26 protein-coding genes and 1 pseudogene are annotated in these 23,304 nt (G+C 65.7%); 3 read left to right on the top strand and 24 right to left on the bottom strand.

Annotated elements, in window-relative coordinates:
* Positions 1 to 96: 96 nt before the first annotated feature.
* From QZ378_RS04130 to QZ378_RS04120, 3 genes are all read right to left on the bottom strand, one after another.
* On the bottom strand, positions 97 to 663 hold the full coding sequence (locus QZ378_RS04130; RefSeq protein WP_291257402.1) for a hypothetical protein: 567 nt from the start codon (positions 661 to 663) through the stop codon (positions 97 to 99).
* Positions 656 to 1,156: a sigma-70 family RNA polymerase sigma factor gene (locus QZ378_RS04125; RefSeq protein WP_087236724.1), complete on the bottom strand. Its 501-nt coding sequence runs from the start codon at positions 1,154 to 1,156 to the stop codon at positions 656 to 658. The genes QZ378_RS04130 and QZ378_RS04125 overlap by 8 nt, the downstream gene beginning before the upstream one ends.
* A 148-nt stretch (positions 1,157 to 1,304) precedes the next feature.
* Positions 1,305 to 1,658, bottom strand: a complete 354-nt coding sequence (locus QZ378_RS04120; protein WP_291257401.1) for a hypothetical protein — start codon at positions 1,656 to 1,658, stop codon at positions 1,305 to 1,307.
* Between the two features lie 195 nt (positions 1,659 to 1,853).
* Here QZ378_RS04120 and QZ378_RS04115 point away from each other — a divergent pair, with 195 nt between their 5' ends.
* The 3 genes from QZ378_RS04115 (at position 1,854) to rbr (ending at position 3,299) form a co-directional block, all read left to right on the top strand.
* Entirely contained in the window at positions 1,854 to 2,237 is a 384-nt protein-coding gene (locus QZ378_RS04115) for a Fur family transcriptional regulator (protein ID WP_291257400.1), read from the top strand.
* Between the two features lie 94 nt (positions 2,238 to 2,331).
* Positions 2,332 to 2,718 (top strand): desulfoferrodoxin family protein, encoded by a 387-nt coding sequence (locus QZ378_RS04110; protein WP_191380037.1) that lies wholly within the window; start codon positions 2,332 to 2,334, stop codon positions 2,716 to 2,718.
* Between the two features lie 47 nt (positions 2,719 to 2,765).
* Positions 2,766 to 3,299, top strand: coding sequence for a rubrerythrin (rbr, locus tag QZ378_RS04105; protein WP_087236721.1), 534 nt, complete (start codon positions 2,766 to 2,768; stop codon positions 3,297 to 3,299).
* Between the two features lie 125 nt (positions 3,300 to 3,424).
* On the opposite strand, the gene ftsZ is transcribed toward rbr, so the two are convergent.
* From ftsZ to QZ378_RS04000, 21 genes and pseudogenes are all read right to left on the bottom strand, one after another.
* A complete protein-coding gene (gene ftsZ, locus QZ378_RS04100) occupies positions 3,425 to 4,525 on the bottom strand; it encodes a cell division protein FtsZ (RefSeq protein WP_191380039.1) in 1,101 nt (366 codons plus the stop codon).
* A 61-nt stretch (positions 4,526 to 4,586) separates the two neighbouring features.
* The gene (locus tag QZ378_RS04095) at positions 4,587 to 4,973 is read right to left on the bottom strand and encodes a small basic family protein (protein WP_087236719.1); all 387 of its coding nucleotides are present in this window, start codon (positions 4,971 to 4,973) and stop codon (positions 4,587 to 4,589) included.
* Positions 4,973 to 5,734 (bottom strand): DUF881 domain-containing protein, encoded by a 762-nt coding sequence (locus QZ378_RS04090; protein ID WP_291257399.1) that lies wholly within the window; start codon positions 5,732 to 5,734, stop codon positions 4,973 to 4,975. Before QZ378_RS04090 ends, QZ378_RS04095 begins: the two co-directional genes overlap by 1 nt.
* On the bottom strand, positions 5,706 to 6,614 hold the full coding sequence (locus QZ378_RS04085; RefSeq protein ID WP_087236717.1) for an FtsQ-type POTRA domain-containing protein: 909 nt from the start codon (positions 6,612 to 6,614) through the stop codon (positions 5,706 to 5,708). The genes QZ378_RS04090 and QZ378_RS04085 overlap by 29 nt, the downstream gene beginning before the upstream one ends.
* 85 nt (positions 6,615 to 6,699) lie before the next feature.
* Complete coding sequence (gene murA / locus QZ378_RS04080) at positions 6,700 to 7,947, bottom strand: UDP-N-acetylglucosamine 1-carboxyvinyltransferase (RefSeq protein ID WP_291257398.1); 1,248 nt, start codon at positions 7,945 to 7,947, stop codon at positions 6,700 to 6,702.
* A 58-nt stretch (positions 7,948 to 8,005) separates the two neighbouring features.
* Positions 8,006 to 9,133: an undecaprenyldiphospho-muramoylpentapeptide beta-N-acetylglucosaminyltransferase gene (gene murG / locus QZ378_RS04075; RefSeq protein ID WP_291257397.1), complete on the bottom strand. Its 1,128-nt coding sequence runs from the start codon at positions 9,131 to 9,133 to the stop codon at positions 8,006 to 8,008.
* Between the two features lie 419 nt (positions 9,134 to 9,552).
* A complete protein-coding gene (ftsW, locus tag QZ378_RS04070) occupies positions 9,553 to 10,698 on the bottom strand; it encodes a putative lipid II flippase FtsW (protein ID WP_291257403.1) in 1,146 nt (381 codons plus the stop codon).
* Between the two features lie 88 nt (positions 10,699 to 10,786).
* Positions 10,787 to 11,767 (bottom strand): phospho-N-acetylmuramoyl-pentapeptide-transferase, encoded by a 981-nt coding sequence (gene mraY / locus QZ378_RS04065; RefSeq protein WP_191380043.1) that lies wholly within the window; start codon positions 11,765 to 11,767, stop codon positions 10,787 to 10,789.
* Positions 11,768 to 11,886: 119 nt separating this feature from the next.
* Entirely contained in the window at positions 11,887 to 13,326 is a 1,440-nt protein-coding gene (locus QZ378_RS04060) for a UDP-N-acetylmuramoyl-L-alanyl-D-glutamate--2,6-diaminopimelate ligase (RefSeq protein ID WP_291257396.1), read from the bottom strand.
* Positions 13,327 to 13,357: 31 nt separating this feature from the next.
* On the bottom strand, positions 13,358 to 15,784 hold the full coding sequence (locus tag QZ378_RS04055; protein WP_291257395.1) for a penicillin-binding transpeptidase domain-containing protein: 2,427 nt from the start codon (positions 15,782 to 15,784) through the stop codon (positions 13,358 to 13,360).
* Between the two features lie 147 nt (positions 15,785 to 15,931).
* Positions 15,932 to 16,489 (bottom strand): hypothetical protein, encoded by a 558-nt coding sequence (locus tag QZ378_RS04050; RefSeq protein ID WP_191380046.1) that lies wholly within the window; start codon positions 16,487 to 16,489, stop codon positions 15,932 to 15,934.
* Positions 16,490 to 16,532: 43 nt separating this feature from the next.
* The gene (gene rsmH / locus QZ378_RS04045) at positions 16,533 to 17,474 is read right to left on the bottom strand and encodes a 16S rRNA (cytosine(1402)-N(4))-methyltransferase RsmH (protein WP_191380047.1); all 942 of its coding nucleotides are present in this window, start codon (positions 17,472 to 17,474) and stop codon (positions 16,533 to 16,535) included.
* Positions 17,474 to 17,890 (bottom strand): division/cell wall cluster transcriptional repressor MraZ, encoded by a 417-nt coding sequence (gene mraZ, locus QZ378_RS04040; protein ID WP_087237407.1) that lies wholly within the window; start codon positions 17,888 to 17,890, stop codon positions 17,474 to 17,476. The genes rsmH and mraZ overlap by 1 nt, the downstream gene beginning before the upstream one ends.
* A 5-nt stretch (positions 17,891 to 17,895) precedes the next feature.
* Positions 17,896 to 18,219, bottom strand: coding sequence for a hypothetical protein (locus QZ378_RS04035; RefSeq protein WP_291257394.1), 324 nt, complete (start codon positions 18,217 to 18,219; stop codon positions 17,896 to 17,898).
* A 4-nt stretch (positions 18,220 to 18,223) separates the two neighbouring features.
* Positions 18,224 to 18,730, bottom strand: coding sequence for a hypothetical protein (locus QZ378_RS04030; RefSeq protein WP_191380049.1), 507 nt, complete (start codon positions 18,728 to 18,730; stop codon positions 18,224 to 18,226).
* A complete protein-coding gene (gene coaD, locus QZ378_RS04025; RefSeq protein ID WP_291257393.1) occupies positions 18,730 to 19,227 on the bottom strand; it encodes a pantetheine-phosphate adenylyltransferase in 498 nt (165 codons plus the stop codon). The genes QZ378_RS04030 and coaD overlap by 1 nt, the downstream gene beginning before the upstream one ends.
* Before the next feature lie 31 nt (positions 19,228 to 19,258).
* Entirely contained in the window at positions 19,259 to 19,804 is a 546-nt protein-coding gene (rsmD, locus tag QZ378_RS04020; RefSeq protein ID WP_191529475.1) for a 16S rRNA (guanine(966)-N(2))-methyltransferase RsmD, read from the bottom strand.
* Positions 19,805 to 19,838: 34 nt separating this feature from the next.
* The gene (locus QZ378_RS04015; RefSeq protein ID WP_291257392.1) at positions 19,839 to 20,189 is read right to left on the bottom strand and encodes a hypothetical protein; all 351 of its coding nucleotides are present in this window, start codon (positions 20,187 to 20,189) and stop codon (positions 19,839 to 19,841) included.
* On the bottom strand, positions 20,138 to 21,052 hold the full coding sequence (locus QZ378_RS04010) for a DUF4358 domain-containing protein (RefSeq protein ID WP_291257391.1): 915 nt from the start codon (positions 21,050 to 21,052) through the stop codon (positions 20,138 to 20,140). Before QZ378_RS04010 ends, QZ378_RS04015 begins: the two co-directional genes overlap by 52 nt.
* Entirely contained in the window at positions 21,049 to 22,884 is a 1,836-nt protein-coding gene (gene uvrC / locus QZ378_RS04005; RefSeq protein ID WP_291257390.1) for an excinuclease ABC subunit UvrC, read from the bottom strand. The genes QZ378_RS04010 and uvrC overlap by 4 nt, the downstream gene beginning before the upstream one ends.
* Positions 22,885 to 22,948: 64 nt before the next feature.
* Positions 22,949 to 23,304 (bottom strand): annotated as a pseudogene (locus QZ378_RS04000) (vancomycin resistance protein); the annotation flags it as partial.

Raw genomic sequence — 23,304 nt, 5'->3', positions numbered from 1 at the left:
TTAGTTGGCTTTCTCCGAACGAATTCACTGTCCAATATGTTTGACAAACCTACAGCGTGGGCCCGATACCATCGGGCCCACGCCGTTTTATTGTTCTCAGTCCGCAGAGAAATCCGGCCGGCCATCAGCCGGCTCAGACACCACGGATACTCCGGCCTCCTCAAAGGTCTCACCTGCGGCGGCCACGTTGGCTACCCACACGGGCTTTCCGTCCTCGTCCAGGGTGACGATTACCTGGGCCTGGCTGCCGTTGTCGGTGTCCTCCCAGACATACCGGCCGTCCTCAGACAGCGCGTCGGTGATGTCGGTCTCCGCCCCGTCCACGGTGAGGATGGTGCGGCCGTCCCGCTCCTCCACGGACACGTCGGGGTAGCGCAGGGCGGTGATCTGGGAGCCGTCCTCCATGATCAGCTCCTCCTGATAGTCGCTCACCACCACGGTCGAGCGTATGGACAGCACGATCTCCTCCAGGAACTCCGGGTTTGCGGCGCTGGCACCTACTACGGTCAGCGCGCACAGGGCGGCCGCCGCCAGCCCCACCCGCAGGGGGCGGCGGATGGCGCGCTTCTTGTTCTGTTCTGTCATATGAATGACCTCCTGTAATTTCTCCTCGGAGACATGCATCTCCGAGCAGGCCTCGTGATAGAGCTTTGGATCAAACATAACTGGATCCCTCCTCTTCTTCCCCGTCCCCGGACAGGGTGCGGCGCAGCCGATCCCGGGCCCGCTGCAGCCAGGTCTGCACCGTGGACTCCTTGGCGCGGAGGGCCGCGGCGACCTCCTTGACGGAGCAGCCCTCGTAGTAGTAGAGATAGATGGTCAGGCGGTACTTGGGCTCCAGGGCCATGACGGCCTGGAACAGCTCGGCTTTGGCCGGATCCTCCTCAGCCGGCCGCTCCGTCCACTCCTCCAGGGGCACGGAGCGGCGCCGCCAGGCCGAGCGGAGCAGCCGCCGGCTCTCATTCACCGCCACCCGCAGCAGCCAGTGCTTCCGGTGCTCCTCGCTGTCAAACCGCCCGCCCTGCTGATAGAGTCTGAGCAGCACGGTCTGTGTCACGTCCTCCGCATCCGCCCGGTTCCGGAGGGCGTGGAATGCCACCCGGTAGAGCATGTCCCCGTAGCGCCGCACCACCTGCTCGAACGTCTCCTCTGTCATGGGCATCCCCCTTCTTTCGGTCGTCTTGGAAAGGCCTTTCACTGTGAATACCCCCGTCAGGGCGGAAATATCTCACCGGGGCGGAAATTTTTCTCCGAATTTTGGACGCAGAAAAGCGGTATGGGTTCCCCCATACCGCTTTTTGCCGTCAATGAACGGCTGTCCGGCCGTCCCGGAGCATGTCGTCGGCGGCGTTTTTGGCCTTGTCCGCCGCGCCCCTGACCGCGTCGCCCACGCCCTCCGCCGCATCCTTGACGGCGTCGCCGGCGTCTTTGGCCGCGTCCTTCAAGTCATCGCCCACGCTTCCCGGCTCCGCCGTGCCGCCGGGAACCGGCGTGTCGGTGGCGGTAACCGGCGGCGTGGCCTCGGGGCTGACATGGGGGCTGGCGGTGGCCGCCGGGGTGTGGGTAGGCGTGACGGCGGGGGCGTCCTCCCGTGCGCAGGCCGCCAGGGGCAGCAGCAGGGCCGCCCCCAGCGCCAGAGCAATTCCAATGCGTTTCATGTGTGTTCCTCCTCCATGATTTACAAAGGGGTCTGTCACAAATGGCTTCACCCGCAGCTAGTATGTGCCGCGGCGGCGGATTTAGCCCCGGCAAGAAATGTTTTGGAAAAAAGGGGTTGCATTTTCCTAACAGCTGTGCTATCATATCAATAACAGTAATAGTTACTGTTTATCTTCGTCGAAAAGAGGTGGCCTATGAACGGCAAGCGATACTCCCGTCAGCGGGAGCTGATCTACCAGGCCCTGTGCCAGACGGACGAGCACCCCACGGCTGAGATGGTGTACCGCTGGCTGAAGCCGGAGAATCCCGCCCTGAGCCTCGGCACGGTTTACCGAAATCTGAACCTGCTGGCGGACGAGGGTGTGATCCGACGGATGGCCTTTCCCGTGGAGCGGTACGACGCCAAAACCGCGCCCCATCCCCACTTCTGCTGCGACCAGTGCGGCGGGGTGTACGATCTGGAGCTGCCCTACGATCCGGAGCTGGATCGCCAGGCCCTGCTCTCCAGCGGGCACGATGTGACGGGGCACGAGCTCACCTTCCACGGCCTTTGCAAAAAATGCAAGCCGCTGCACTGAGCCCTGCCCAGCGGCATACCGCCGCTTGAAAAACAAACCAAAGAGTATTATAATAGCAGAACCACGAATGATTCAGGAAAGGACGTTGATTTTCATGGAGTTCAAGCTGTATTACTGCACCCACTGCGGCAACATCATCTTCAAGGTTGTGGACAAGGGCGTGCCCGTCATGTGCTGCGGCCAGAAGATGGAGGAGCTGGTTCCCAACACCACCGACGCGGCCCAGGAGAAGCACGTGCCCGTGGTGGAGAAGACCCCCCACGGCAGCGGCAGCTCCGTCACCGTGAAGGTGGGCAGCGTGGAGCACCCCATGCTCCCCGAGCACTACATCTCCTTTATTGCCGCGGTGGACGGCGACACCGTCACCATGAAGTTCCCCAAGCCCGGCGACAAGCCCGAGCTGAAGACCTTCGTGCGGGGCGACAAGGTGGAGGCCTACGAGATCTGCAACCTCCACGGCTACTGGAAGGGCGAGGGCTGAGGGCTCTCACCTGATAAAATCTGATTGAGAAAGGAAGGCTGAGTCACATGGAACTGAAGGGCAGCAAGACCGAGGCCAATCTCTGGAAGGCGTTTGCCGGGGAGAGTATGGCCCGCAACAAGTACACCTATTTCGCCAGCAAGGCCAAGAAAGAGGGCTTTGAGCAGATCGCGGCCATCTTTGAGGAGACCGCCGGCAACGAGAAGGAGCACGCCAAGCTGTGGTTCAAGGAGCTGGGCGGCATCGGCGACACCGCCGCCAACCTGAAGGCCGCCGCCGCCGGCGAGAACGAGGAATGGACTCAGATGTACAAGGAGATGGCCGAGACCGCCAAGGCCGAGGGCTTTGAGAAGCTGGCCTTCCTGTTCGAGGGCGTGGGCAAGATCGAGAAGGAGCACGAGGAGCGCTACCTGACCCTCCTGAAGAACCTGGAGGAGGGCAAGGTGTTCGAGAAGGACGGCGAGTACGTCTGGAAGTGCCGCAACTGCGGCCACATCCACTTCGGCCGCACCGCGCCCCAGGTCTGCCCCGTGTGCGCCCATCCCCAGGCCTATTTTGAGCTCCAGGCCAAGAATTATTGAGCATACATCCGCCCCCGCCGGCCGGCGGGGGCGCTTTTTTGCCGGAGGGACGGCGGACAGCCTCAGTCCGGCGCAAAAATCCCGGCCCCGAAGCTCTGCTTCGGGGCCGGGATCGGTTTTCTCTCTTATTTCCCCCGGTTGAAGATCTTGAAGATGTCCTCAAAGGGGTCGTCCTCCGCGGGGGCGGCGGGCTCGGCCTTGTCCTGGGGCTGGGCCTCGGCCTTCTTCTCCCCGGCGGCGGTGAAGGGCTTGCTGGGCATGGCGCCCTCCCGCTCCTCAAAGCCGGTGGCGATGACGGTGACGCGGATCTCGTCCTCCAGCGTGTCGTCGAAGGCGGCGCCGAAGATGATGAGGGCGTCGGGGTGGGCGGCCTGCTGTACCAGGTTGGCGGCGGTCTCCACCTCCTCCAGGCCGATGTCCATGGAGCCGGTGACGTTGACCAGCACGCCCTTGGCACCGTTGATGGAGGTCTCCAGCAGGGGGCTGGAGATAGCCATCTTGGCGGCCTCCTCGGCCTTGTTCTTGCCGGCGGCCCGGCCCACGCCCATGTGGGCCATGCCCGCGTTCTGCATGACGGCGGTGACGTCGGCAAAGTCCAGGTTGATGAAGCCGGTGTTCTTGATCAGATCCGAGATGGACTGCACCGCCTGGCGGAGCACGTCGTCGGCGATCTCGAAGGCGTTGGCGAAGGTGATCTTCTGATCGGTGGCGAACTTCAGCCGCTCGTTGGGGATGATCACCAGGGAGTCCACCCGGGTGCGCAACTCCTCGATGCCCTTCTCGGCCTGGAGCATGCGGCGGCGGCCCTCAAAGTTGAAGGGCTTGGTCACCACGCCCACGGTGAGTATGCCCATCTCCTTGGCGATGTCGGCCACAATGGGGGCCGCGCCGGTGCCGGTGCCGCCGCCCATGCCGGCGGTGATGAACACCATGTCCGCGTCCTCCAGGGCCTTGGACACGGCGCTGCGGCTCTCCTCGGCGGACTTGCGCCCCACCTCCGGATCGCTGCCCGCACCCTGGCCGCCGGTGAGCTTTTCACCGATCTGGATCTTCTGGGTGGCGCTGGAGACGGCCAACGCCTGCTTGTCCGTATTGACCGCGATGAAATCCACACCCTTGGTGCCGGACTTCACCATCCGGTTGACCACATTGTTGCCGCCGCCGCCGACGCCAATGACCTTGATGGTAACGACCGTATCCGGGCCGGTATCCAGTCCAAACGCCATAACTGCTCCTCCTATGTGAAACCAATTCGTAAAATATGCGCAGGTTCTGCCGGAAAAGGACTTATTTTGTGGTGTCCTCCCCGGGCGTAACTACATCTTGCCTTATTTTATCGCTCTTTTGCCTGGAGGTCAAGAGTTCCCGCCGGATTTCCGCAAAGTTTTGGAACATCCTTGTGCCGAACACCACCACGGCGGCCAGGTAGAGGGGCAGGCCCAGCTTCTGGCCCAGCCAGGCCAGGAACACGGCGATAAACGCATTGCCGATGGTGCCCGAGAGGAACACCCCCAGCTTGAATTCCCCCTTGATGCGGGCCCGGAAGCCTCCCAGGGCCGAGTCCAGGGCGGCCAGCAGGCCGCAGGCGGCGTAGAGAGACCACTGGACGGGGATCGTCCAGGGGGAGATGAGCCCGATCACCAGGCCGATAATCAGTCCGATCAGCTCCAGCATCAGCCCACCCCCTCTCCGCCGTCCTCGTCCGGGGCGACGGGCTTGGCGTACTGGTAGTCCACGGTGCCGCTGTAGGCGGGAATGAGCAGCTGGTCGCTGGCGGTGACCCGGACGGTGATGCCCCACTGGCTGAGTATGTCCACCACACCGTTGCGCATGGTCAGGGCGGAATAGAGGGTGTCCGGATCGCCGATGGCGAAGATCACGTAGGGCGCGGCATAGCGCCGGCCGTTCACCGTCACCACCGCGCCGGTGCAGCGCACCTCGCTGGTGGCCAGAATCCGCTCCCCGTTGAGGGAGATGGCCTCCGCCCCGGCGGAGCGCAGCTCATTGATCACGGACAGGATGTCGTTGTCGTGGATGAGGTAGTCGGCCTCGTCCCCGGTGACATTGGCCTGGGTGGAGTCCTCCAGCACCACGGTGACGCCGGGGCCCTCCACGTCGGTGAGGCCGGCGGTGATCTCCATCTGCTCCAGCTCCGTCTTGAGGGCCTCGCTGCCCTCATCGCCGGAGGCCGCTTGCTGGCGGTAGAGCTCCAGCTCGCTCTGGAGCTGGCCCACCTGCTCGGTCAGGCCGTCCCGCTCCTCCACCACGTCGTTGTAGAGGCTCTGGAGGGTCTCCAGCCGGCTGGCGTTGGTGGCGTCCGCCGCCCCGGCCAGCTGGACGCCCCGCAGCTGGGCCGCCAGCAGGAAGCCCACCACCACGCACACCGCCATCACGGCCAGCTCGCCCCTATTCTGCATGGGTCGTATCCGTTTCATCGCTCTCTCCTTGTGCCGTCGTGTTTTCCGGATCCGGAGCCTGGGTGGGCTCCACAATCCCGGGCTCCTGGGTCTCCTCCACATCCGCAGCGCCGTCCGGCAGCCACCGCTCGGGCAGCAGATGGGCCTCGCTGTCCCCGTAGGTCAGATCCAGGGTGCCGTTGCGGGGGATGCCCCGCTCATCCATAGTCCACAGGGTCTGCTGGAGATAGTAGGTGCTCTGGGTAAAGTCTCCGTTCATGGGGAAGAGGACAGTCAGGTTGTCGCCATAGCCGAAGCGGAGCTCGTAATCCGCGGTCAGATCGATGAAGCTGGTGAGGCTGCCCGTCATCTGCCGCGCCTGGATGGCCGACAGGAAGGCCGTCAGCCGCTCCAGCCGGGTCTGCTCCTCTTCCCGGACGGTGATGGTGTTTCCCACCGTGGGGTTCACCGGCTCCAGCCCCAGGAGCTGGGCCCGGCCTGATGCCAGGCTCTCGTCCCCGCTCTCCAGGATCTTGCCCCGGCTGTCCACCAGCCAGCAGCTCCCGCCGCTCTCAAACCAGGCCGCCGGGGTGCCCGCCGTCACATGGATCACCAGGGTGTCCGGGTACCGCCGGACGAAGTTCACCGTGTCGATGTAGGGCAGCTGGGTGTAGATGCGGCTGCTGATCTGGTACTTGTTCAGGGCGAAGAGGTTGTCCCCCTGCTCCACGCCGGAGACGGCGATGATCTCCTCCGCCGTGTAGGGGGAGTCCCCCACCACCTCCACGGTGTTTACCCGGAAAAAGACCACGCAGCCCAGCACAATGGCGGCGAGGATCAGCACCGCGGACAGCAGCTTATAGAGGGCGCCGAAGCGCCCCCGGTTCCGCCGTCCCCGTCTGTTCCTTCTCGCCGCCATGATGCACCGGTCTCCTGTTCTAGTCGTTTTCTCTCAGTATCCCATCCAAAGGTTGCGGATTTGTGAACGCATCCTAAGAAAAACCTTAAATTCGCCGGATGGAGGCCCCCAGGGCGGTGAGATCCCCCTCCAGGGACTGGTATCCCCGGTCCATATGGTGGACGCCGGACACCGACGTGCGCCCCTCCGCCCCCAGGGCGGCCACCACCAGGGCGGCCCCGCCCCGGAGATCCGCGGCCTGCACCTTTGCCCCGTGGAGCCGGGGCACGCCGTACACCACCGCCACCCGGCCCTCCACCCGGATGTCCGCCCCCATGCGGGTCAGCTCATCCACGTGGCGGTACCGGCTCTCGAAGATGTTCTCCACAAAGACAGTGCAGCCGCTGCCCTTGGCCATGACGGCCATGAGGGGGGCCTGGGCGTCGGTGGGAAAGCCGGGATAGGGGGCGGTGCGCACCGGGGGCACCCCCCTCAGCGGGCTGCGGCACCCCAGCCGGATGGAGGCGGCCCGGCTCTCCACGGCGCAGCCCGCCTCCCGCAGGACGGCGGTGACGGTGGACAGGTGCCGCCAGTCCACCCCCGTCAGCTGGATCTCCCCGCCGGCGGAGGCCGCCGCGGCCAGGTAGGTGGCCGCCACGATCCGGTCGCCCATGACGGTGTACTCCCCGCCGTGGAGGGGCGCGCCCCCCCGGACGGTGATGACGGAGCTGCCCGCCCCCCGCACATCCGCTCCCAGGGTGTTGAGGAAGTTCTGGAGATCCACGATCTCCGGCTCCCGGGCGGCGTTGGTGATGGTGGTGTCTCCGTGGGCGCTCACCGCCGCCAGCATGGCGTTCTCCGTGGCCCCCACGCTGGGCAGGGAGAGGACGATATCCGCCCCGCGGAGCCTGCCCGAGCAGCGCAGGCCGCCCCCCGCCTCCTCCACCGCGCCCCCCAGGGCGCGGATGGCGGCCAGGTGGAGGTCGATGGGCCGTGGGCCCAGCTCGCACCCGCCGGGGGCGCACAGCTGCGCCTGTCCCATGCGGCCCAGGATGGCCCCCAGGAAAATCACCGAGGAGCGCATCTCCCGCATGAGGGCGTCGGGCACCTCCCACCCCGTGGGGGCGGATGCGTCCACCACCACCGCCTCCCCCTGCCGCTCCGCCCGGCAGCCCAGGCGGCGCAGGATGTCCAGGGAGGCCCGCACGTCGGACAGCTCCGGGCAGTTGTGGATGACGCACTCCCCCGGCGCCAGCAGGCAGGCCGCCAGGATCGGCAGGACACTGTTCTTCGCCCCGTGCACCCGCACGGAGCCCTCCAGGGGGCGGCCCCCCTCGACGATGTAAGTACTCATGCTCCAGCCTCCGCAAGTGGTTTGGTACGCCATCCTATGCGGAGGGGAACGCACGGGTTCAATGGGCCGGTTTTTCCAGCAAACCGGTCAGGGTTTTGTAGATCTGCTCCGCCGCGTCGGGCACGCCCATGTCCCGCAGGGCGCGGCTCATGGTCTCCCGCCGGGCGCTGTCGTCCAGCAGCTTGGTGATGAGGCTGTACAGCTTCTCCCCGCTGGACTCGCCCTCGGGCAGGAGCACCGCCCCGCCGGCATTGGCCAGCACCCGGGCGTTCTTGGTCTGGTGGTCGGCCACCACATTGGGGGAGGGTACCAGCACCGCCGGTCTGGCGATGGCGGTGAGCTCCGCGATGGTGGACGCCCCCGCCCGGCACAGCACCAGGTCGGCCGCCGCCATCACCAGGGGCATGTCGTAGATGTATTCCCGCACGTCGATTTCCGTGAATTTCTCCACGCCGCTGTCCCGGAGCTCCTCCACCACCGCGTGGTAATCCCGGCCCGCGCCGTGGATGTGGCGGAAGGGGGCGCCGTCCCGACACTCCAGGGCGATGCACTGGGCCATCTGGCGGTTCATCACCTCCGCCCCCAGGCTGCCCCACACGGAGAGCACCAGGGGCTTGTCGTCGGCAAAGCCCAGCTTCTCCCTGGCCTCCTTCCGGGTATAGCGGAAGAAGTCCCCCCGCACCGGCGTGCCGGTGACCACCACCTTCTCCGGGGTGTCGTAGTGGCTGCGGCTCTCCTCGAAACCCACCATCACCACGTCCACCACCTTGGACAGGGCCTTGGTGGTCAGGCCGGGGACGGCGTTGGACTCGTGGACGGCGGTGGGGATGCCCCGCTTGGCCGCGGCGCTTACCACCGGGAAGGAGGCATAGCCACCGGTGCCCACCACCAGGTCGGGCTGGAAGGCGTCCAGAATGGCGTTGGCCTGCTTCTTGGACTTGTTCATGTTCAGCAGGGTCTTGACGTTGTGGCCGATGGCCGCCGGAGCCATGGAGCGTCGGAAGTTGGTGATGGTCACCGTCTGGATCTCATAGCCCTCCTTGGGCACCAGCCGGGTCTCCATGCCGCCGTCGGCCCCCACAAAGAGCACCTCACAGCCCGGGTTCCGCTCCTGGAACATCTGGGCCAGGGCCACGGCCGGGTTTACGTGACCCGCCGTGCCGCCGCAGGTAAAGAGGATCTTCATGCGCTTTTCTCCTCCTCGTAAAAAATGACCGGGGACGGGCCGCCGAGGGCGGCGGCCCCTACAGGCAAATCGATACCCCCGCAGGGGACGGCCTCGCAGAGTTTTCCCCGCAAGGGGGCACCACGCCCGCAGGACGGACGCGCGCCGGGGTCGTCGCGCGCCACGGCCTGGACAGGGCCCGCGGGCGACCACAGGCCGCCCCTACAGCCTCGCAGAGTTTCCGCCGCAGGCGGAAATCAATTCATAAAATGTGCGGAGCAGGACATGCGCCTGCGCAGCACACCGATACCCCTGGCCGTGGCGGCCAGGGCCTCCCCCGCCGTGCGGGGGAGAGGGGGGTATCGCGGTCATTGTGCCGCCCATAGGGCGGCGCGATGACCGCGTATCTAGGGGGGATGTAATCCCCCCTAGACATCCTTTCACTCCTGTTTCGTCGGTGGAATCTGCCTGGACACCGACAGCACAACGCCCATCTCGGCCAGCTGGATCATCAGGGCCGTGCCGCCGTAGCTGAAAAAGGGCAGGGAGATGCCGGTGGTGGGGATCAGGTTGGTGACCACGGCGATGTTGAGGAACACCTGCACCGCTGTCAGGGTGGTGATGCCCACCACCAGCAGGGCGCCGAACCGATCCCGGGCGTGGATAGCGATCCAGTAGCCCCGCATCACCAGCAGGGCAAACAGGATGAGGATCACCGCCGCCCCGATCAGGCCCAGCTCCTCGCAGACGATGGCGAAGATGAAGTCGTTCTCCGGCTCGGGCAGATAGAGGAACTTCTGGCGGCTCTTGCCCAGGCCCAGGCCCAGCAGGCCGCCGGAGCCGATGGCGTAGAGGGACTGGATGATCTGCCAGCCGCCGTCCTGTTTGTAAGACCAGGGATCCTGCCACACCAGGATACGGGTGGACTGATAGTCCTGCATGACCAGGAGCAGCAGCCCAACCAGAGCCGAGGCGCCCAATGCAAACCAGCGCAGCTTAATCCCGGCGGCGAAGAGCACCGCCGCCGCGCCCGCCAGGATCAGCAGGGTGCCCGACATGTGCGGCTCCCTGCTCATAAGGAACACAATCAGCAGCAGGATCAACCCGTAGGGCACCAGCTCCAGAAGGCCGATGCGATCCAGGACGCCCACCACCCCGCTGAGGGGACTGCGGGGGGACAGGCGGACAGGCTTCTCCGTGTTCCGCTTGGACAGCCGGGAGGAGAAGTACATGATCACCGCCACCTTGGCGATCTCCGACGGCTGGAAGGTGCCGAGGCCGGGCACGGCGATCCACCGCTTCACATTGTCGCTGCGGTCGGTGTGGATGCCGGGGATCAGCACCGCGATGAGCAGCAGGATGGCCAGGATCAGGGCGAACACCGACAGCCAGCGGAAGGTCTGGTAGTTGATCTTGGAGACGACGTACATGATGGCCAGGCCGGCCACGGCAAACAGGCCCTGGCGGAAGAAGTAAAATGTGGGATCCCGTCCCTCATAATAGGCCGTGGCGTAGGAGGCGGAGAACACCATGATCACCCCGATGCCGGTGAGCAGCACCACCAGCATCAGGAAGGGCAGATCCATGGGCCCCCGGGCCAGCTGTTCCTCCATGGTCAGATCGCGCTTGCGTTTTGCCAGGGGTCTCCCCTCCTTTCTCCCCCGCAGGGGTTCCTTACCGGTTCATGACCCCCAGGAAGGTGAGCACACACATCACCAGGGTGATGCCGGAAAAGACACAGAAGAGCTTTACTTCGCTCCAGCCCCCCATCTCCAGATGGTGGTGAAGGGGCGCCATGCGGAAAATCCGCTTGCCGTGGGTGAGCTTGAAGTATCCAACCTGTATAATGTCAGACAGAGTCTCCGCAATGTAGATGATTCCCACCGGGATGAGCACCAGGGGAACGTCCAGGGCGAAGGCCAGGCCGCACACCGCGCCCCCCAGGAACAGGGAGCCGGTGTCCCCCATGAACACCTTGGCCGGGTGGAAGTTGTAGAGCAGGAAGCCGAACAGCCCCCCCATCAGGGCGCCGGAGAACAGGCCGATCTCCAGGTGCTGCCAGTACCAGGCCAGCACCGTGAAAAAGGCCATCACCGGGATGGTGACCCCGGCGGCCAGGCCGTCGATGCCGTCGGTGATGTTGACGGCGTTCACCGTGCCCACCATGACGAAGGCGGCGAACACCATGTACACCGGCCAGGGCAGGGCCAGGTTCACGTCGAAGAAGGGGAGGTAGAGCACCGGGCTCAGGTACCCGTGGCTCCGCATGAGCACGGTGAACAGGATGGCCGCCGCCAGCTGGAGCAGGAACTTCTGGGGGGCGGTCAGGCCGGTGTTCTGGTGGTGCTTCACCTTCATGTAGTCGTCGATATAGCCGATGATGCCGAATACCAGGGCGAACAGGAGCACGAAGGCCCCGCCGAAGCGTCCGGCCATAAAGTCGGGCCAGCCCAGCACGGCCGTCACAGCCGCGGCGGCGATGATGAACATCAGGCCGCCCATGGTGGGGGTGCCCTGTTTGGACATGTGCCAGGTGGGGCCGATCTCCTTGATGGACTGGCCGGCCTTCATCCGCCGCAGGAAGGGGATGAGCACCTTGCCCCCCAGGGCGGCCGCCGCAAAGCCCAGTATCACACCGATGACGATCCTCAGCATGTCTTTTGCAACCTCCAAAGCCTCTCAAAGCTCGATTTTTGCCCGCCCGGCGGGCCGGCCATCTATTGTATCACAATCCTCTGCGGGTTTCCACTCCAAAAAAGCAACAAATTTCCGGCTCAGGAGGCGAAATAGGCGGCCACTTCCTCCCGCTCGTCCAGGTGGAGCACCTGCGTGCCCACCTCCTGGTAGGTCTCGTGCCCCTTGCCCGCCAGCACCACCGTGTCGCCGGGCTTCGCCAGGGACAGGGCTCTCCGGATGGCGGCGCGGCGGTCGGGCTCCACCACCACCTCCGCCGCCGTCCCCTCCAGGCCGGGCAAGATGTCGCGGATGATGGCCTCCGGCTCCTCTGTGCGTGGGTTGTCGGAGGTGACCACCGCCACATCGGCCAGGCTGCCGGCGATGGCCCCCATCTGGGGCCGCTTGGTGCGATCCCGGTCGCCGCCGCAGCCGAAGAGGCAGATCACCCGCCCCGCCGTGAAATCCCGGACGGTGGTGAGGATGTTCTCCAGGGCGTCGGGGGTGTGGGCGTAGTCGATGATCACCGCAAAATCCGCCGGGACGGGCACCACCTCGATGCGGCCCTTCACCCCCGGGGCTTTTGCCAGGGCGTCGGCGCAGTCCGCCAGGGGCAGGCCCAGGGCCAGGCCGCAGGTCAGCACCCCCAGGGCGTTGTAGACGGTGAAGCCGCCGGGTATGGGCAGCCTCACCCGGGAAATGGCCCCCTCGGCCACCGCCTCAAACTCCACCCTGTCGGGGAAGAGGCGCAGGTTCTTGGCGGTGAGATCCGCCTCGTCCCGCCGCTCGGAATAGGTGAGCCTGGGGACGGCCACCGTGCGGGCAAAGTAGCGGCCCGCCTCGTCGTCCAGGTTGAGGACGGCGGTGCCGCTCTGGCGGAAGAGCAGGCCCTTGGCGTCCCGGTAGGCCTCCATGGTGCCGTGGAAGTCCAGGTGATCCTGGGTCAGGTTGGTGAAGATGCCCGCCCGGAAGCGCAGGCCGTCCAGCCGGTGGAGCACCAGGGCGTGGGAGGAGGCCTCCATCACCACATGGGTGCAGCCAGCGTCCGCCATCTCCCGCAGGAGCTGCTGCACCTCGTAGGACTCGGGGGTGGTGCGGTGGGCGGGGAGCACCTCCTCCCCCACCATGTTCTGGTTGGTGCCGATGAGGCCCACCCTGGCCCCCAGCACCCCCTCCAGCATGGCCTTGAGCAGGTAGGTGGTGGTGGTCTTGCCGTTGGTGCCGGTGACGGCCAGCAGGGTCAGATCCCGGGCGGGGTGCCCGAACCAGTTGGCGGAAACCGCCGCCAGGGCGGCCCGGGCGTCCGGGGTGACCAGCCAGGGGCCCTCCCCCTCCGGCGGATGCTGGCAGAGCACCGCCGCCGCCCCCTGCTCCAGGGCCTGTGCGATATACTTATGTCCGTCGGTCTTGTAGCCCGGCAGGGCCACGAAGAGACAGCCGGGCACCATGGTTCGGGTGTCATAGCAGATTCCGGAACATTCCACGTCCCCGGCGCGGCGCTCCGTCAGCGCCACGCCGGCCAGCAGCTGGTTCAGTCTCATGCTCTCCCCCCGATCTTGAAAATGGATGCGGCTACAGGCCCTCGCCGCTGGCGCTGCTGTCGCTGAAGCGCACCTCGACGGTGGTGCCCCGGTCTACGCTGGTGCCGGCGGCCACGCTCTGCTCGTAGGCCACCACCCCGGAGCTGTAGTCGGAGGCCCCGGTGGCCCGCATGTACAGGCCCTGGGCGGCCAGCTTCTCCTCCGCCTGGGCGGCGGTGAGGCCCACCACGCTGGGCACCGTCACCTGGTCGGTGGGCACCTCCTCGCCCATGTAGAGCACCACCTGGCTGCCGCCGGGGATGGAGGCGCCCGCCGCCGGGATCTGCCCGGTGACGGCGGCCCCGTCGCCCACGGTGCGCAGGGACAGGCCGTTCTTCTCCAGGCTGGCGGTGGCGGAGGCCAGATCCAGGCCCACCAGATTGGGCACCAGCACGTCGGCGCTGGCGGTGTAGGTCTTCTCCACGCCCAGGTAGCCCAGGATGTCCTCCAGCAGCTCGCCGGCCATGGGGGCGGCCATGTTGCCGCCGCTGATGTACCAGCCGCCGGCGGTGGTGTTGGCGCCGGGGGCGGCGGGCTTGGGGCTGTTGTAGGCCAGCAGGATGATCACCTGGGGGTCGTCCGCCGGGGCAAAGCCCAGGAAGGAGACGATGGTGTAGTCGCTGCCGTACAGGGTCTGGGAGGAACCGGTCTTGCCGCCGATGCGGTAGCCCTCCACGGCGGCGTTGTGGCCGGTGCCGCCGTTGACCACGCCCTCCAGAATGGTGCGGCAGCGCTCGCTGGTCTGCTCGCTGATCACCTGGCGCACCTCGGTGGGCTCGGTGTGCTGCACCACGTTGCCGTCGGGGTCGGTGACCTGGCTGACCACATAGGGCTGCATCAGGTGGCCGCCGTTGATCACCGCCGCCGCGGCGGTGATGAGCTGGAGGGGGGTGACCTGGAAGCGCTGGCCGAAGGAGGCCACCGCCAGATCCACGTTGGTGAACTTATCCCGATCCCAGATCAGGCCGGCGCTGACGGGATTGATGTTCGACTCGCCCAGCACGTCGATGCCGGTCTTCTCCAGGAAGCCGAAGTCCTCCAGGTAGTTGTAGAACTTCTCCGCCCCCAGTGCCTGGCCGATGGCGATAAAGGCCGGGTTGCAGGAGTTGGCCACCGCCTTGGCCAGGGTCTGGGTGCCGTGGCCGTCCCGGTCGGAGCACTGGATGGGAGCGCCGCTCCAGCCGTCCACCTGGGCCACGCCGGAGCAGTAGAAGGTGCTGCTCTCGCTGACCACGCCCTCCTCCAGGGCGGCGGCCAGGACGATGGACTTGAAGGTGGAGCCGGGCTCATAGGTGCTGCTGATGGAGCGGTTGGCCCACTGTTTGTACAGCACCTCGCTCTCCGCCGCCGAGATGGCCGTGTCTCTGGCCACCTCGGTGGTGGCGCCCTCGGCCAGGGCCTTCTGATAGGCCTCCTCCTTGGTGTACTCCCCGCTCTCGATATCCGCCAGATACTGGAGGAGCACCGGGTCGCTCACCGCCCAGGGGTCGTTGGGATCAAAGGTGGGGGAGTTGGCCCAGGCCAGGATCTCCCCGGTGTTGGGATCCATGGCGATGCAGAAGCCGCCGTCCTGCACCTCGAACTGCTCGATGCCCTTGGCCAGGATGTTCTCGCAGAAGCTCTGGATCTTGGAGTCCAGGGTGAGCTCCAGATCGCAGCCGTCCATCCCGTCGTAGTAGTTTTCGTACTGATAGAGCATCTGGGTGCCGTCGGCGTTCTTGGCGGTGACGATGCGCCCGGTCTCGCCGGCCAGGACGCTCTCGTACTGGGCCTCAATGCCGTAGGCGCCGGTGTTCTCCGTGTTGGGGTTCACCCAGCCGATCACCTGGGCGGCCAGGCTGCCCTTGGGGTAGATGCGCATGGTGGTGGGCGGGGTGAAGATGCCGGTGATGTGGTTCTCGGTGGTGAAGGCCAGCACCTCGTTGCGGGTGTCCTCGTCCACCCGCTGGGCGATGATCTCGTACATGGAGTAGGTCTTTTCCAGCCGTTTCAGGATGTCCTCCTCCTCCAGGCCCAGGATCTGGGCCAGGTTGGAGGCGATGAACTCGTCGGTGGGCTCCGGGTAATCCAGCTCCTTCCCGTTTTTCACGTCGTCGGCGTACGCCTCCTGGCAGGCCAGGATCTCCTTGGGGGAGAGCTGGATGTTGTACACCGTGGCGCTCATGGCCAGCACCTCGCCGTTGCGGTCGTAGATCACGCCCCGCTGGGCGGCCACGACGGAGTCGCCGGTCTGCTGCTCCACCGCCAGCTCCTGAAAGCGGTCGTAATCCCGGATCTGGATCTGCCAGAGCCGGACAAACAGCGGAATGAATACCGCCACGCCAAAGACGGCCAGCAGGATCAGGGTGCGCACCAGGATGGTGCGGTTGGCCCGGTGGTCGGGCTGCTGGACGACTCGTCTGTGCTTTCTCTCTGCCATGATTCACCTCGCGCCTTTCGGGGATGGAAGTACCGGAAAGGGTGTAAGAAAATTCCTTTTCTTACACCCTCTCATCTTTCTGTGTATCAGGGCCGCCGGGCAGCCCGTCTCTCTTTCTGGGGCCTCCAAATCATGATATGGCCGCACTCACCGGAAATATGTCACGATTTCCTCCGCAATGGATTTGACGCTCTGGAACATGCCCTCCAGGCCGGAGGTTCCGTCCTCCTGCTGGAAGACCTTCACGGTGTTGGGCTCGGACAGATCCACATACACCGTCTGGCCGTTCTGGGGCTCCACCATGGTTCCGCTGGTGGTCAGGGACTCCTGAATGGCATCCAGATCGTAGGCCAGCTCATACTGGGCCCGCAGCTTGGCCTCCTCGGACTGGAGGGTGGTCATCTCGCTGTTGAGGGCCACCACCTGCTGGGAGATGGTCATCAGCCGGGCGTAGCTGAACAGCAGCAGCACGGCGAACACGCCCACCGCCAGGAAGCCCACCACGGCGAAGGGGGACACGGCGCCGGCCTCCCGCACGCGCACCCGGGGGCGCACCACCGCCCGTTCCCGGGGACGCACCACCGGGCGGGGCTGGAGCACCTCCTCCCGCTCCAGCTGGCGGGCGGCAGAGCCGTCATAGGCCTCATAGGGCACGGTGTCATACTTGGAATACCTGATGTTTCTGCGTCTGACGGCAGTTGCCATGGGTGTGTCCACTCCAATCTCTCGTGTAGAATGCGCTCCGGCCTTACAGCTTCTCCGCCACGCGCAGCTTGGCGCTGCGGGCGCGGGGGTTTTCCTCCAGCTCCTCAGGGCCGGAGACGACGGGCTTTCTGGTAATCAGCCTGATCTGCGGCTTCTTCCCGCACACACAGACCGGGAAGTCGGGCGGGCAGGTGCAGCCCTTGGCAAAGGCGGCCAGGCCGTTTTTGACGATGCGGTCTTCCAGGGAGTGGAAGGAGATCACCGCCAGCCGTCCGCCGGGGTTGAGCCGGGGCACCGCCCGCTGCACCATCTTGTCCACCGCGCCCAGCTCGTCGTTGACGGCGATGCGGATGGCCTGGAAGGTGCGCTTGGCCGGGTGTTGCTTCTCCCGCAGGGCCGCGGGGGGCAGGGCGCTCTTGATCACGTCCACCAGCGCCAGGGTGGTCTCGATGGGCTGCTTGTCCCTTGCCCGGACGATGGCGCCCGCAACTGCGGGGGCGTACCGCTCCTCCCCGTACTGCCAGAGGATGCGCCGCAGCTCCTCCTGGGGCCACTCGTTGACCACCGCCCGGGCGGTCAGGGTATCGGTCTGATCCATGCGCATGTCCAGGGGCGCGTCCGCCATGTAGGAGAAGCCCCGGGACGGGTCGTCCAGCTGGGGGGAGGACACCCCCAGGTCAAAGAGCATGCCGTCCACCCGTTCCAGCCCCAGGCCGTCCAGAATGGCGTCCAGCTCGCAGAAGTTGTTGTGTACCAGCGTCACCCGCTCCCGCCAGGGGGCGAGGCGCTCCTCCGCCGCGTCCAGGGCTGCCTGATCCCGGTCCACACAGATGAGCCGCCCGGTGGTCAGCCGCGCCGCGATCTCCCGGCTGTGGCCCGCCCGGCCCAGGGTGCCGTCCAGATACACCCCGTCAGGGCGGATATTCAGGGCCTCCAGGCACTCGCGCAGCAGCACCGGCTTGTGGGAAAATACCTGCTCACTCATCAGAATCCCAGCGCCTCCATGCACGCGGACATCTTCTCCGGTGTCATCTCTTCCTCCTCCTGGGCCGCCCAGGCGTCGGCGCTCCAGATCTCGGCCCGGTCGTGGACGCCGATGATCACCACGTCCTTGTCCAGCCCGGCGTACCTGCGCAGCTTCTGGGGGATGACGATGCGGCCCTGGCTGTCCAGCTCGCACTTGGCGGCGTTGGCGAACAGGGGGCGCATGGCCTTGGACTGGCTCATGGGCAGGGAGGCAAATTTTTCTGTAAACCGATCCCAGGTGGACTGGGGATAGATGGCCAGACAGGCGTCCACGCCCATGGCCAGATAGAAGGAGACGCCCAGCTCCTCCCGGAGCTTGGCGGGGATGAACAGGCGGCCCTTGGCGTCGATGCTGTGCTCGTAGGTGCCGGTCACGCTGCTCACTCTCCCTCCACTTTACTGTCTATCAGCGGTCTTTCCCTCCACTTTGCCCCACTTTCCTCTTTAGTATAAATGCTTTGTAACAGAATTGCAATAGTTTTTTCTTCTTTTTTGCCGGGAAAAATACCGGGATTCCAACGGAAATCCTTCCTTTTCGGAACGAAAAACATTTGTTCGATCCGATCCGTTGCAAATGGTATCAAAAAGCCGCCAGACCTTGTGGTCTGGCGGCTTTTTGCCCCGTATTTTGTGTTGTTATGGAAACCCGCCGCAGCTCTGCCGCGAAAAAGCCGCCGGAGGCTCTTCCCTCCGGCGGCTCCCATTTTATTACTCCTCCGACTCCACGTCATAGGGCTGGCGGCCGGTCTGGGCCGCCCCACCCGCCAGGGCCCGGAACCGGGCCCGGGACTTCTTGATCTCGTCATAGGCCTCCGCCACCGCCTCCTCGGTGCGGCGCAGGGCGTCCTCGCAGTAGTCGTTGGCCGCCTTGCGGAGATCCCGGCTGCGCTCCTCGGCGGTGCGCATCAGCTCGTTGGCCTTCTGCTTGGCCTGGGCCAGCAGCTCGTCCTCCGACACGATCTGCTTGGCCTTGTCCTCCGCCTGCTTGCGGATGAGCTCCCCCTCCCGCTTGGCGGAGGCGATATACTCCGTGCGGGCGGCGATGAGCTTCTTGGCCTCGGCCAGCTCCATGGGGAACTGGGCGCGGATCTCGTCCAGCAGATCCAGGGCCTTGTCCCGCTCCAGGATGCACTTGTCGCTGCTCAGAGGCATGCTCTTGGCCTCGTCGATCATCTCAAAGAGCATGTCCAGTAATTCTTCCACGCCGGTGGCCATCAGCCATCCCTCCTGCCGTTCATTTTTTCCTGAATGTCCGCGATGATCTCCCGCGGCACGAAGTCGGACAGATCCGCCCCGTAGCGGGCCATCTCCTTCACCATACTGGAGCTGACGTAGGTGTATTTTGCGCTGGAGGGGAGGAACATGGTCTCCAGCCGGGGGTTGAGCTTCCGGTTGATGAGGGCCATCTGCAGCTCGTTCTCATAGTCGGACACCGCCCGCAGCCCCTTCACCAGGGTACACGCCTTCTTCTGCCGGGCGTACTCGGCAATGAGGGTGGAGGAGCTGTCCACCTCCACATTGGGCAGCTTGGCCACCACCCGGCGGATGAGCTCCACCCGCTCGGCCTCGGTGAACAGGCCCCGGTTCACCTTCTCCGAGTTGACCATGACGCACACGATCAGCTTGTCAAAGCACACGGCGGCCCGCTTGATGATGTTCAGATGCCCCAAGGTAATGGGGTCAAAGCTGCCCGGGTAGATGGCGGTTTTCATGGGGGCTCACTCCCTTATGTTCGCACAGCCCTCAGACCGCACGGTGGTAAAGCGTGATCTTGATCTTGCCGTAGCGGTAGTCCCGGCCCTTCTGATAGGGGGGCGCCAGCTCCGGCAGCGCCGCCTCCGCGGCGCTTTCGCACACTATTATACCATGTTCCGTGACGATGTCAATCTTGGCAATCATCTCCAGGGCCTTTTCCAGCATGCCGGTGCCATAGGGGGGGTCCAGAAAAATCAGGTCAAATTTCTCCCGGCAGCCGGTAAGGAAGGCCAGATAGTCCCCCTGGACCACCTTCCCCTGCTCCGCCAGACCGGTGTGGGCCAGGTTCTGCCGGATCACGGCGGCGGCCTCCTTCCGCACGTCCACAAAGGTGCAGGACGCCGCCCCCCGGGACAGGGCCTCGATGCCCATCTGGCCGGTGCCGCCGAAGAGATCCAGCACCCTCCGGCCCTCAATGTCAAACTGGACGATGTTGAACACCGACTCCTTCACCTTGTCGGTGGTGGGCCGGGTCTCCAGGCCGGGCAGCTCCTTCAGCTTCCGCCCCCGGGCAATGCCGGTAATCACGCGCATATTCATTCCTCGCTTTCTTGTATATCCTGTGCCTTCACCGGGGCAGCGGGCCGCTGCCATTCCAGAAGAACCGGGTGCCCTCGGCCTCAGGCACGTTGAGATAGTCCCACTGGTGGTTGCTCTGGCGCAGGGAATCGCTGGTCACGTTGAAGTGCCGGTGGTGCGTCCAGTCCCAGTCGGACTCCGGGACGTCCTCCCAGCTGGCCGGGTCGTTCCAGGTGGGGTCCACCCCGTACCACTCCCCCTCCAGCCGCACCAGGTTCCAGGCGTGGTCGCTGGTGGAGCGGGACGAGGCCCCCACCACCGTGACGCACTCCACCCCCGCCAGATCCATCAGCAGCTGAAAGGAGGCGGCATAGCCCAGGCAGATGGCGTATCCCTCCACCAGGGCGCCATAGGGATTGGTGTTGTCCGGCAGGCCCTGGGCGTGTCGCGGTCGTACACCGCCTCATCGTAGCGGACCCCCCGCAGCAGGGCGTCGTGGAGGGCCAGCTCCTTTTCAAAGTCGGTCATACCGTCGGTGATGCAGCCGGCAAAGATCTCCCGGCAGCGGGCCAGGATGGCCCCGTCCTTCTCGCTCAGGCCCTCCTCCTCCCCGCTCTCCCAGGCCGCCAGAATGGCGGAGGTGTCGTAGAGGGTCATGTCAAATTCATTGGGCGGGTCGAAGGGCTCAAAATCGCTGATGTCCAGCTCGGGGTTGAGCACTTCCGGAGCTGCATCCGGGGTGGGTGCGGGTGCCAGCGCCGTGACGGCCTCCCCGTTCAGGGCCGCCGACAGGGCGGCCTCCGCCCCCTCCGGGTCGGCGCAGACCAGCAGGGCGGCGTAACCCTCCGCCGTCACCACCCGGGCCTCCTCCAGCAGGGCGGCCTGCTCGGGGGCGTAGCCGAAGAAGTCCCCGAGCCGGGCCTGCCGGTGGGCCTCCAGCGCCTCCGCCTCAGTCCCGGCGTAGTCGGCCTGGGCCAGCCGGAGGACGATCACCTCCCGGGCGTCCACGCCGGAGGCGGCATATACCGCCGCCTCGGTCCACAGGCCCTCCTCCACGCCGCAGATGTCGGTGAGGTAGTCTGTCCGCGCCTCGCCCTCCATGGCGGTGAGCCCGGCGGCGTCCTCCTGGCTGTCCAGCACCGCCTGGGCGGCCTGATCCGCCCCCACGTAATCCGCCGGGGCGGCGGCGGTCTCCGCCGCATCCTCCCCCGCGCAGGCGCACAGGGTCAGCAGCAGGGCCAGCAGCGGCAGCAGGCACTTCATTCCCTCTCCTCCTTCTCCCGGAAGAACTGGTACACCGCCCGAGCGGTGTTTTTGGGCACGGCCTCCTCCAGCTCCGCCAGGGAGGCGGCTTTGATATTTTTCACGCTCTTGAAATGCTTCAGCAGCTCCGCCCGCCGCTTCTCCCCCACACCGGGTATCTTGTCCAGCACCGAGCCCTTTACCCGCTGGTTCTGCTGCTGGCGGTGGAACTCGATGGCGAAGCGGTGGGTCTCCTCCTGGATCTGGCCGACCAGGGAAAAGATGGCCTGGTTGGCCTGGATGCCGATCTCCCGGCCCTCGGGGGTGACCAGGGCCCGGGTGCGGTGGCGGTCGTCCTTCACCATGCCGAACACCGGGATGGACAGGCCCAGCTCCTCCAGCACCCGCACCGCCACGTTGGCGTGGTTCACGCCGCCGTCGATGAGCAGCAGGTCGGGCTTGTCTGCGAACTTCTCGTCCCCGTCCAGGTACCGCTGGAACCGGCGGCGGAGCACCTGGTCCATGGAGGCGTAGTCGTCGGGGCCGTCCATGTCCTTCAGCTTGAAGCGGCGGTAGTCCCGCTTCAGGGGCTTGGCGTTGACGTACACCACCATGGAGGCCACGATGTCGTCGGCGCCCTGGTTGGAGATGTCGTAGGACTCGATGCGCCGGGGGGGCGTCTCCAGCCCCAGCATGCGGCCCAGCAGCTCCATCAGCTTGCTCTGCCGCTCCTCCCGGGTGGTCCAGCGCTCCACCTCCTCCGCCGCGTTCTTGTTGGCCAGGCGGATCAGGTCCATCTTGGCCCCCCGCTGGGGGGTGACCAGCTCCACCCTGTGGCCCGCCTGCTCGGAGAACAGGCGCATGAGGGGCACCTCGTCCTCCAGGGCGCAGGGCAGCAAAATCTGCTTGGGAATCTGCCCCCGGGGGGCGTAGTACTGCCGCACCAGGGCGGACAGGATGTCCGCCGTGTCCTCCTCCATGGGGGTGTCGATCAGCTCCCAGTCCTTGGCGGCCAGATCGCCCCCGGCGAAGTGGAGCACCACAAAGCAGCTCTTGGTGGCCTCCCCCTTGAAGAAGCCCACCACGTCGGTGTCCGCCAGGGAGCCGGCCACCACCTTCTGCCGCTTGCCCAGCAGCTCGATGGCCCGGTAGCGGTCCCGCAGCTCGGCGGCCTTCTCGAAGCGCAGCTCCTCCGCCGCCTGCTCCATCTCCGCCTGGAGCTCGTCCCCCACCTCCTGGAACTTGCCCTCCAGCAGGCGGATGGCCTGGTCGATGGCCTCCCGGTAGCGGGACTGGTCCATCTCCTTCCGGCAGTAGCCGTCGCACTGGCCCATGTGGTAGTTGAGACAGGGCCGCTCCTTCCCGATGTCCCGGGGGAATTTCCGGTTGCAGGAGGGCAGCTTCAGCGCCACCCGCAGGGCGTCCACGATGTTCTGGGTGGCCCCCCGGCTGCCGTAGGGGCCGAAGTACCGGGCCCCGTCCTCCGCCGCCCGGTTGGCCAGGGAGAAGCGGGGATAGGGGTCCTTCACCGTCAGGCGGATATAGGGGTAGCCCTTGTCGTCCTTCAGCAGGATGTTGTACCGGGGCTGGTGCCGCTTGATCAGCGAGTTCTCCAGCACCAGGGCCTCGAACTCCGAGTCGGCCACGATCACGTCGAAGTGGTCGATCTGGCTCACCATGGCCCGGGTCTTCTCCGTGTGGGAGGCCAGGTTGGCGAAGTACTGGCTCACCCGGTTTTTCAGGGCTTTGGCCTTGCCCACGTAGATGACCTCGTTCTTGGCGTCCTGCATGATATACACGCCCGGCTTCAGCGGCAGGGCATGTGCTTTTTCTTTCAGTTCATCAAAAGTCATAGTTAGGAGTATATGTCCTCCCTCTCGCTGGTGGTTGTCATGCCCTGCCGCCGGAGTGCGCCCGCTATGGGGCGGTTTCCTCCAGCATGGGGTTGTACATCATGACGGCATGGTTCTCGGTGACGAACTCGTCCCCCAGCTCGGTCCCGTCCAGGGAATACACCCGCCGGAACAGGGTGTTGTGGCGGGTGAAGCCGCCCCAGTATTCTCCCCGGATCTCATGCTCTTTTTCGTACACCTGGTAGCGGCGGTCCCGGGGGGCGTCGGCCCGCCAGGCCCCCTCCAGGTGGGTCTCCGTCACCCGGAGGGACAGGCGCCAGGTGTGGGGGGTGTCGTTGCGCACCATGAGATCCATGTAATTATAAAAGCAGGTGGCCCCGCTGCCGAAGGGCTGGGTGCGGTTGGAGTCGGGAAACACGT

Origin of the sequence: Flavonifractor sp. (genome assembly GCF_019422385.1) — a bacterium.
GTDB classification, from domain to species: Bacteria; Bacillota; Clostridia; order Oscillospirales; family Oscillospiraceae; genus Flavonifractor; species Flavonifractor avistercoris.
Note: the sequence above shows the minus strand (reverse complement) of the source record. Positions and strands in the feature narration are given on the sequence as shown.

What these genes read in the sequence shown, in the direction of transcription:
- QZ378_RS04130 (WP_291257402.1), bottom strand. Translation starts at nt 663, where the DNA reads ATGTTTGATCCAAAGCTCTATCACGAGGCCTGCTCGGAGATGCATGTC.
- QZ378_RS04125 (WP_087236724.1), bottom strand. Translation starts at nt 1,156, where the DNA reads ATGACAGAGGAGACGTTCGAGCAGGTGGTGCGGCGCTACGGGGACATG.
- QZ378_RS04120 (WP_291257401.1), bottom strand. Translation starts at nt 1,658, where the DNA reads ATGAAACGCATTGGAATTGCTCTGGCGCTGGGGGCGGCCCTGCTGCTG.
- QZ378_RS04115 (WP_291257400.1), top strand. Translation starts at nt 1,854, where the DNA reads ATGAACGGCAAGCGATACTCCCGTCAGCGGGAGCTGATCTACCAGGCC.
- QZ378_RS04110 (WP_191380037.1), top strand. Translation starts at nt 2,332, where the DNA reads ATGGAGTTCAAGCTGTATTACTGCACCCACTGCGGCAACATCATCTTC.
- rbr (WP_087236721.1), top strand. Translation starts at nt 2,766, where the DNA reads ATGGAACTGAAGGGCAGCAAGACCGAGGCCAATCTCTGGAAGGCGTTT.
- ftsZ (WP_191380039.1), bottom strand. Translation starts at nt 4,525, where the DNA reads ATGGCGTTTGGACTGGATACCGGCCCGGATACGGTCGTTACCATCAAG.
- QZ378_RS04095 (WP_087236719.1), bottom strand. Translation starts at nt 4,973, where the DNA reads ATGCTGGAGCTGATCGGACTGATTATCGGCCTGGTGATCGGGCTCATC.
- QZ378_RS04090 (WP_291257399.1), bottom strand. Translation starts at nt 5,734, where the DNA reads ATGAAACGGATACGACCCATGCAGAATAGGGGCGAGCTGGCCGTGATG.
- QZ378_RS04085 (WP_087236717.1), bottom strand. Translation starts at nt 6,614, where the DNA reads ATGGCGGCGAGAAGGAACAGACGGGGACGGCGGAACCGGGGGCGCTTC.
- murA (WP_291257398.1), bottom strand. Translation starts at nt 7,947, where the DNA reads ATGAGTACTTACATCGTCGAGGGGGGCCGCCCCCTGGAGGGCTCCGTG.
- murG (WP_291257397.1), bottom strand. Translation starts at nt 9,133, where the DNA reads ATGAAGATCCTCTTTACCTGCGGCGGCACGGCGGGTCACGTAAACCCG.
- ftsW (WP_291257403.1), bottom strand. Translation starts at nt 10,698, where the DNA reads ATGGATCTGCCCTTCCTGATGCTGGTGGTGCTGCTCACCGGCATCGGG.
- mraY (WP_191380043.1), bottom strand. Translation starts at nt 11,767, where the DNA reads ATGCTGAGGATCGTCATCGGTGTGATACTGGGCTTTGCGGCGGCCGCC.
- QZ378_RS04060 (WP_291257396.1), bottom strand. Translation starts at nt 13,326, where the DNA reads ATGAGACTGAACCAGCTGCTGGCCGGCGTGGCGCTGACGGAGCGCCGC.
- QZ378_RS04055 (WP_291257395.1), bottom strand. Translation starts at nt 15,784, where the DNA reads ATGGCAGAGAGAAAGCACAGACGAGTCGTCCAGCAGCCCGACCACCGG.
- QZ378_RS04050 (WP_191380046.1), bottom strand. Translation starts at nt 16,489, where the DNA reads ATGGCAACTGCCGTCAGACGCAGAAACATCAGGTATTCCAAGTATGAC.
- rsmH (WP_191380047.1), bottom strand. Translation starts at nt 17,474, where the DNA reads ATGAGTGAGCAGGTATTTTCCCACAAGCCGGTGCTGCTGCGCGAGTGC.
- QZ378_RS04035 (WP_291257394.1), bottom strand. Translation starts at nt 18,219, where the DNA reads ATGGGAGCCGCCGGAGGGAAGAGCCTCCGGCGGCTTTTTCGCGGCAGA.
- QZ378_RS04030 (WP_191380049.1), bottom strand. Translation starts at nt 18,730, where the DNA reads ATGGCCACCGGCGTGGAAGAATTACTGGACATGCTCTTTGAGATGATC.
- coaD (WP_291257393.1), bottom strand. Translation starts at nt 19,227, where the DNA reads ATGAAAACCGCCATCTACCCGGGCAGCTTTGACCCCATTACCTTGGGG.
- rsmD (WP_191529475.1), bottom strand. Translation starts at nt 19,804, where the DNA reads ATGCGCGTGATTACCGGCATTGCCCGGGGGCGGAAGCTGAAGGAGCTG.
- QZ378_RS04010 (WP_291257391.1), bottom strand. Translation starts at nt 21,052, where the DNA reads ATGAAGTGCCTGCTGCCGCTGCTGGCCCTGCTGCTGACCCTGTGCGCC.
- uvrC (WP_291257390.1), bottom strand. Translation starts at nt 22,884, where the DNA reads ATGACTTTTGATGAACTGAAAGAAAAAGCACATGCCCTGCCGCTGAAG.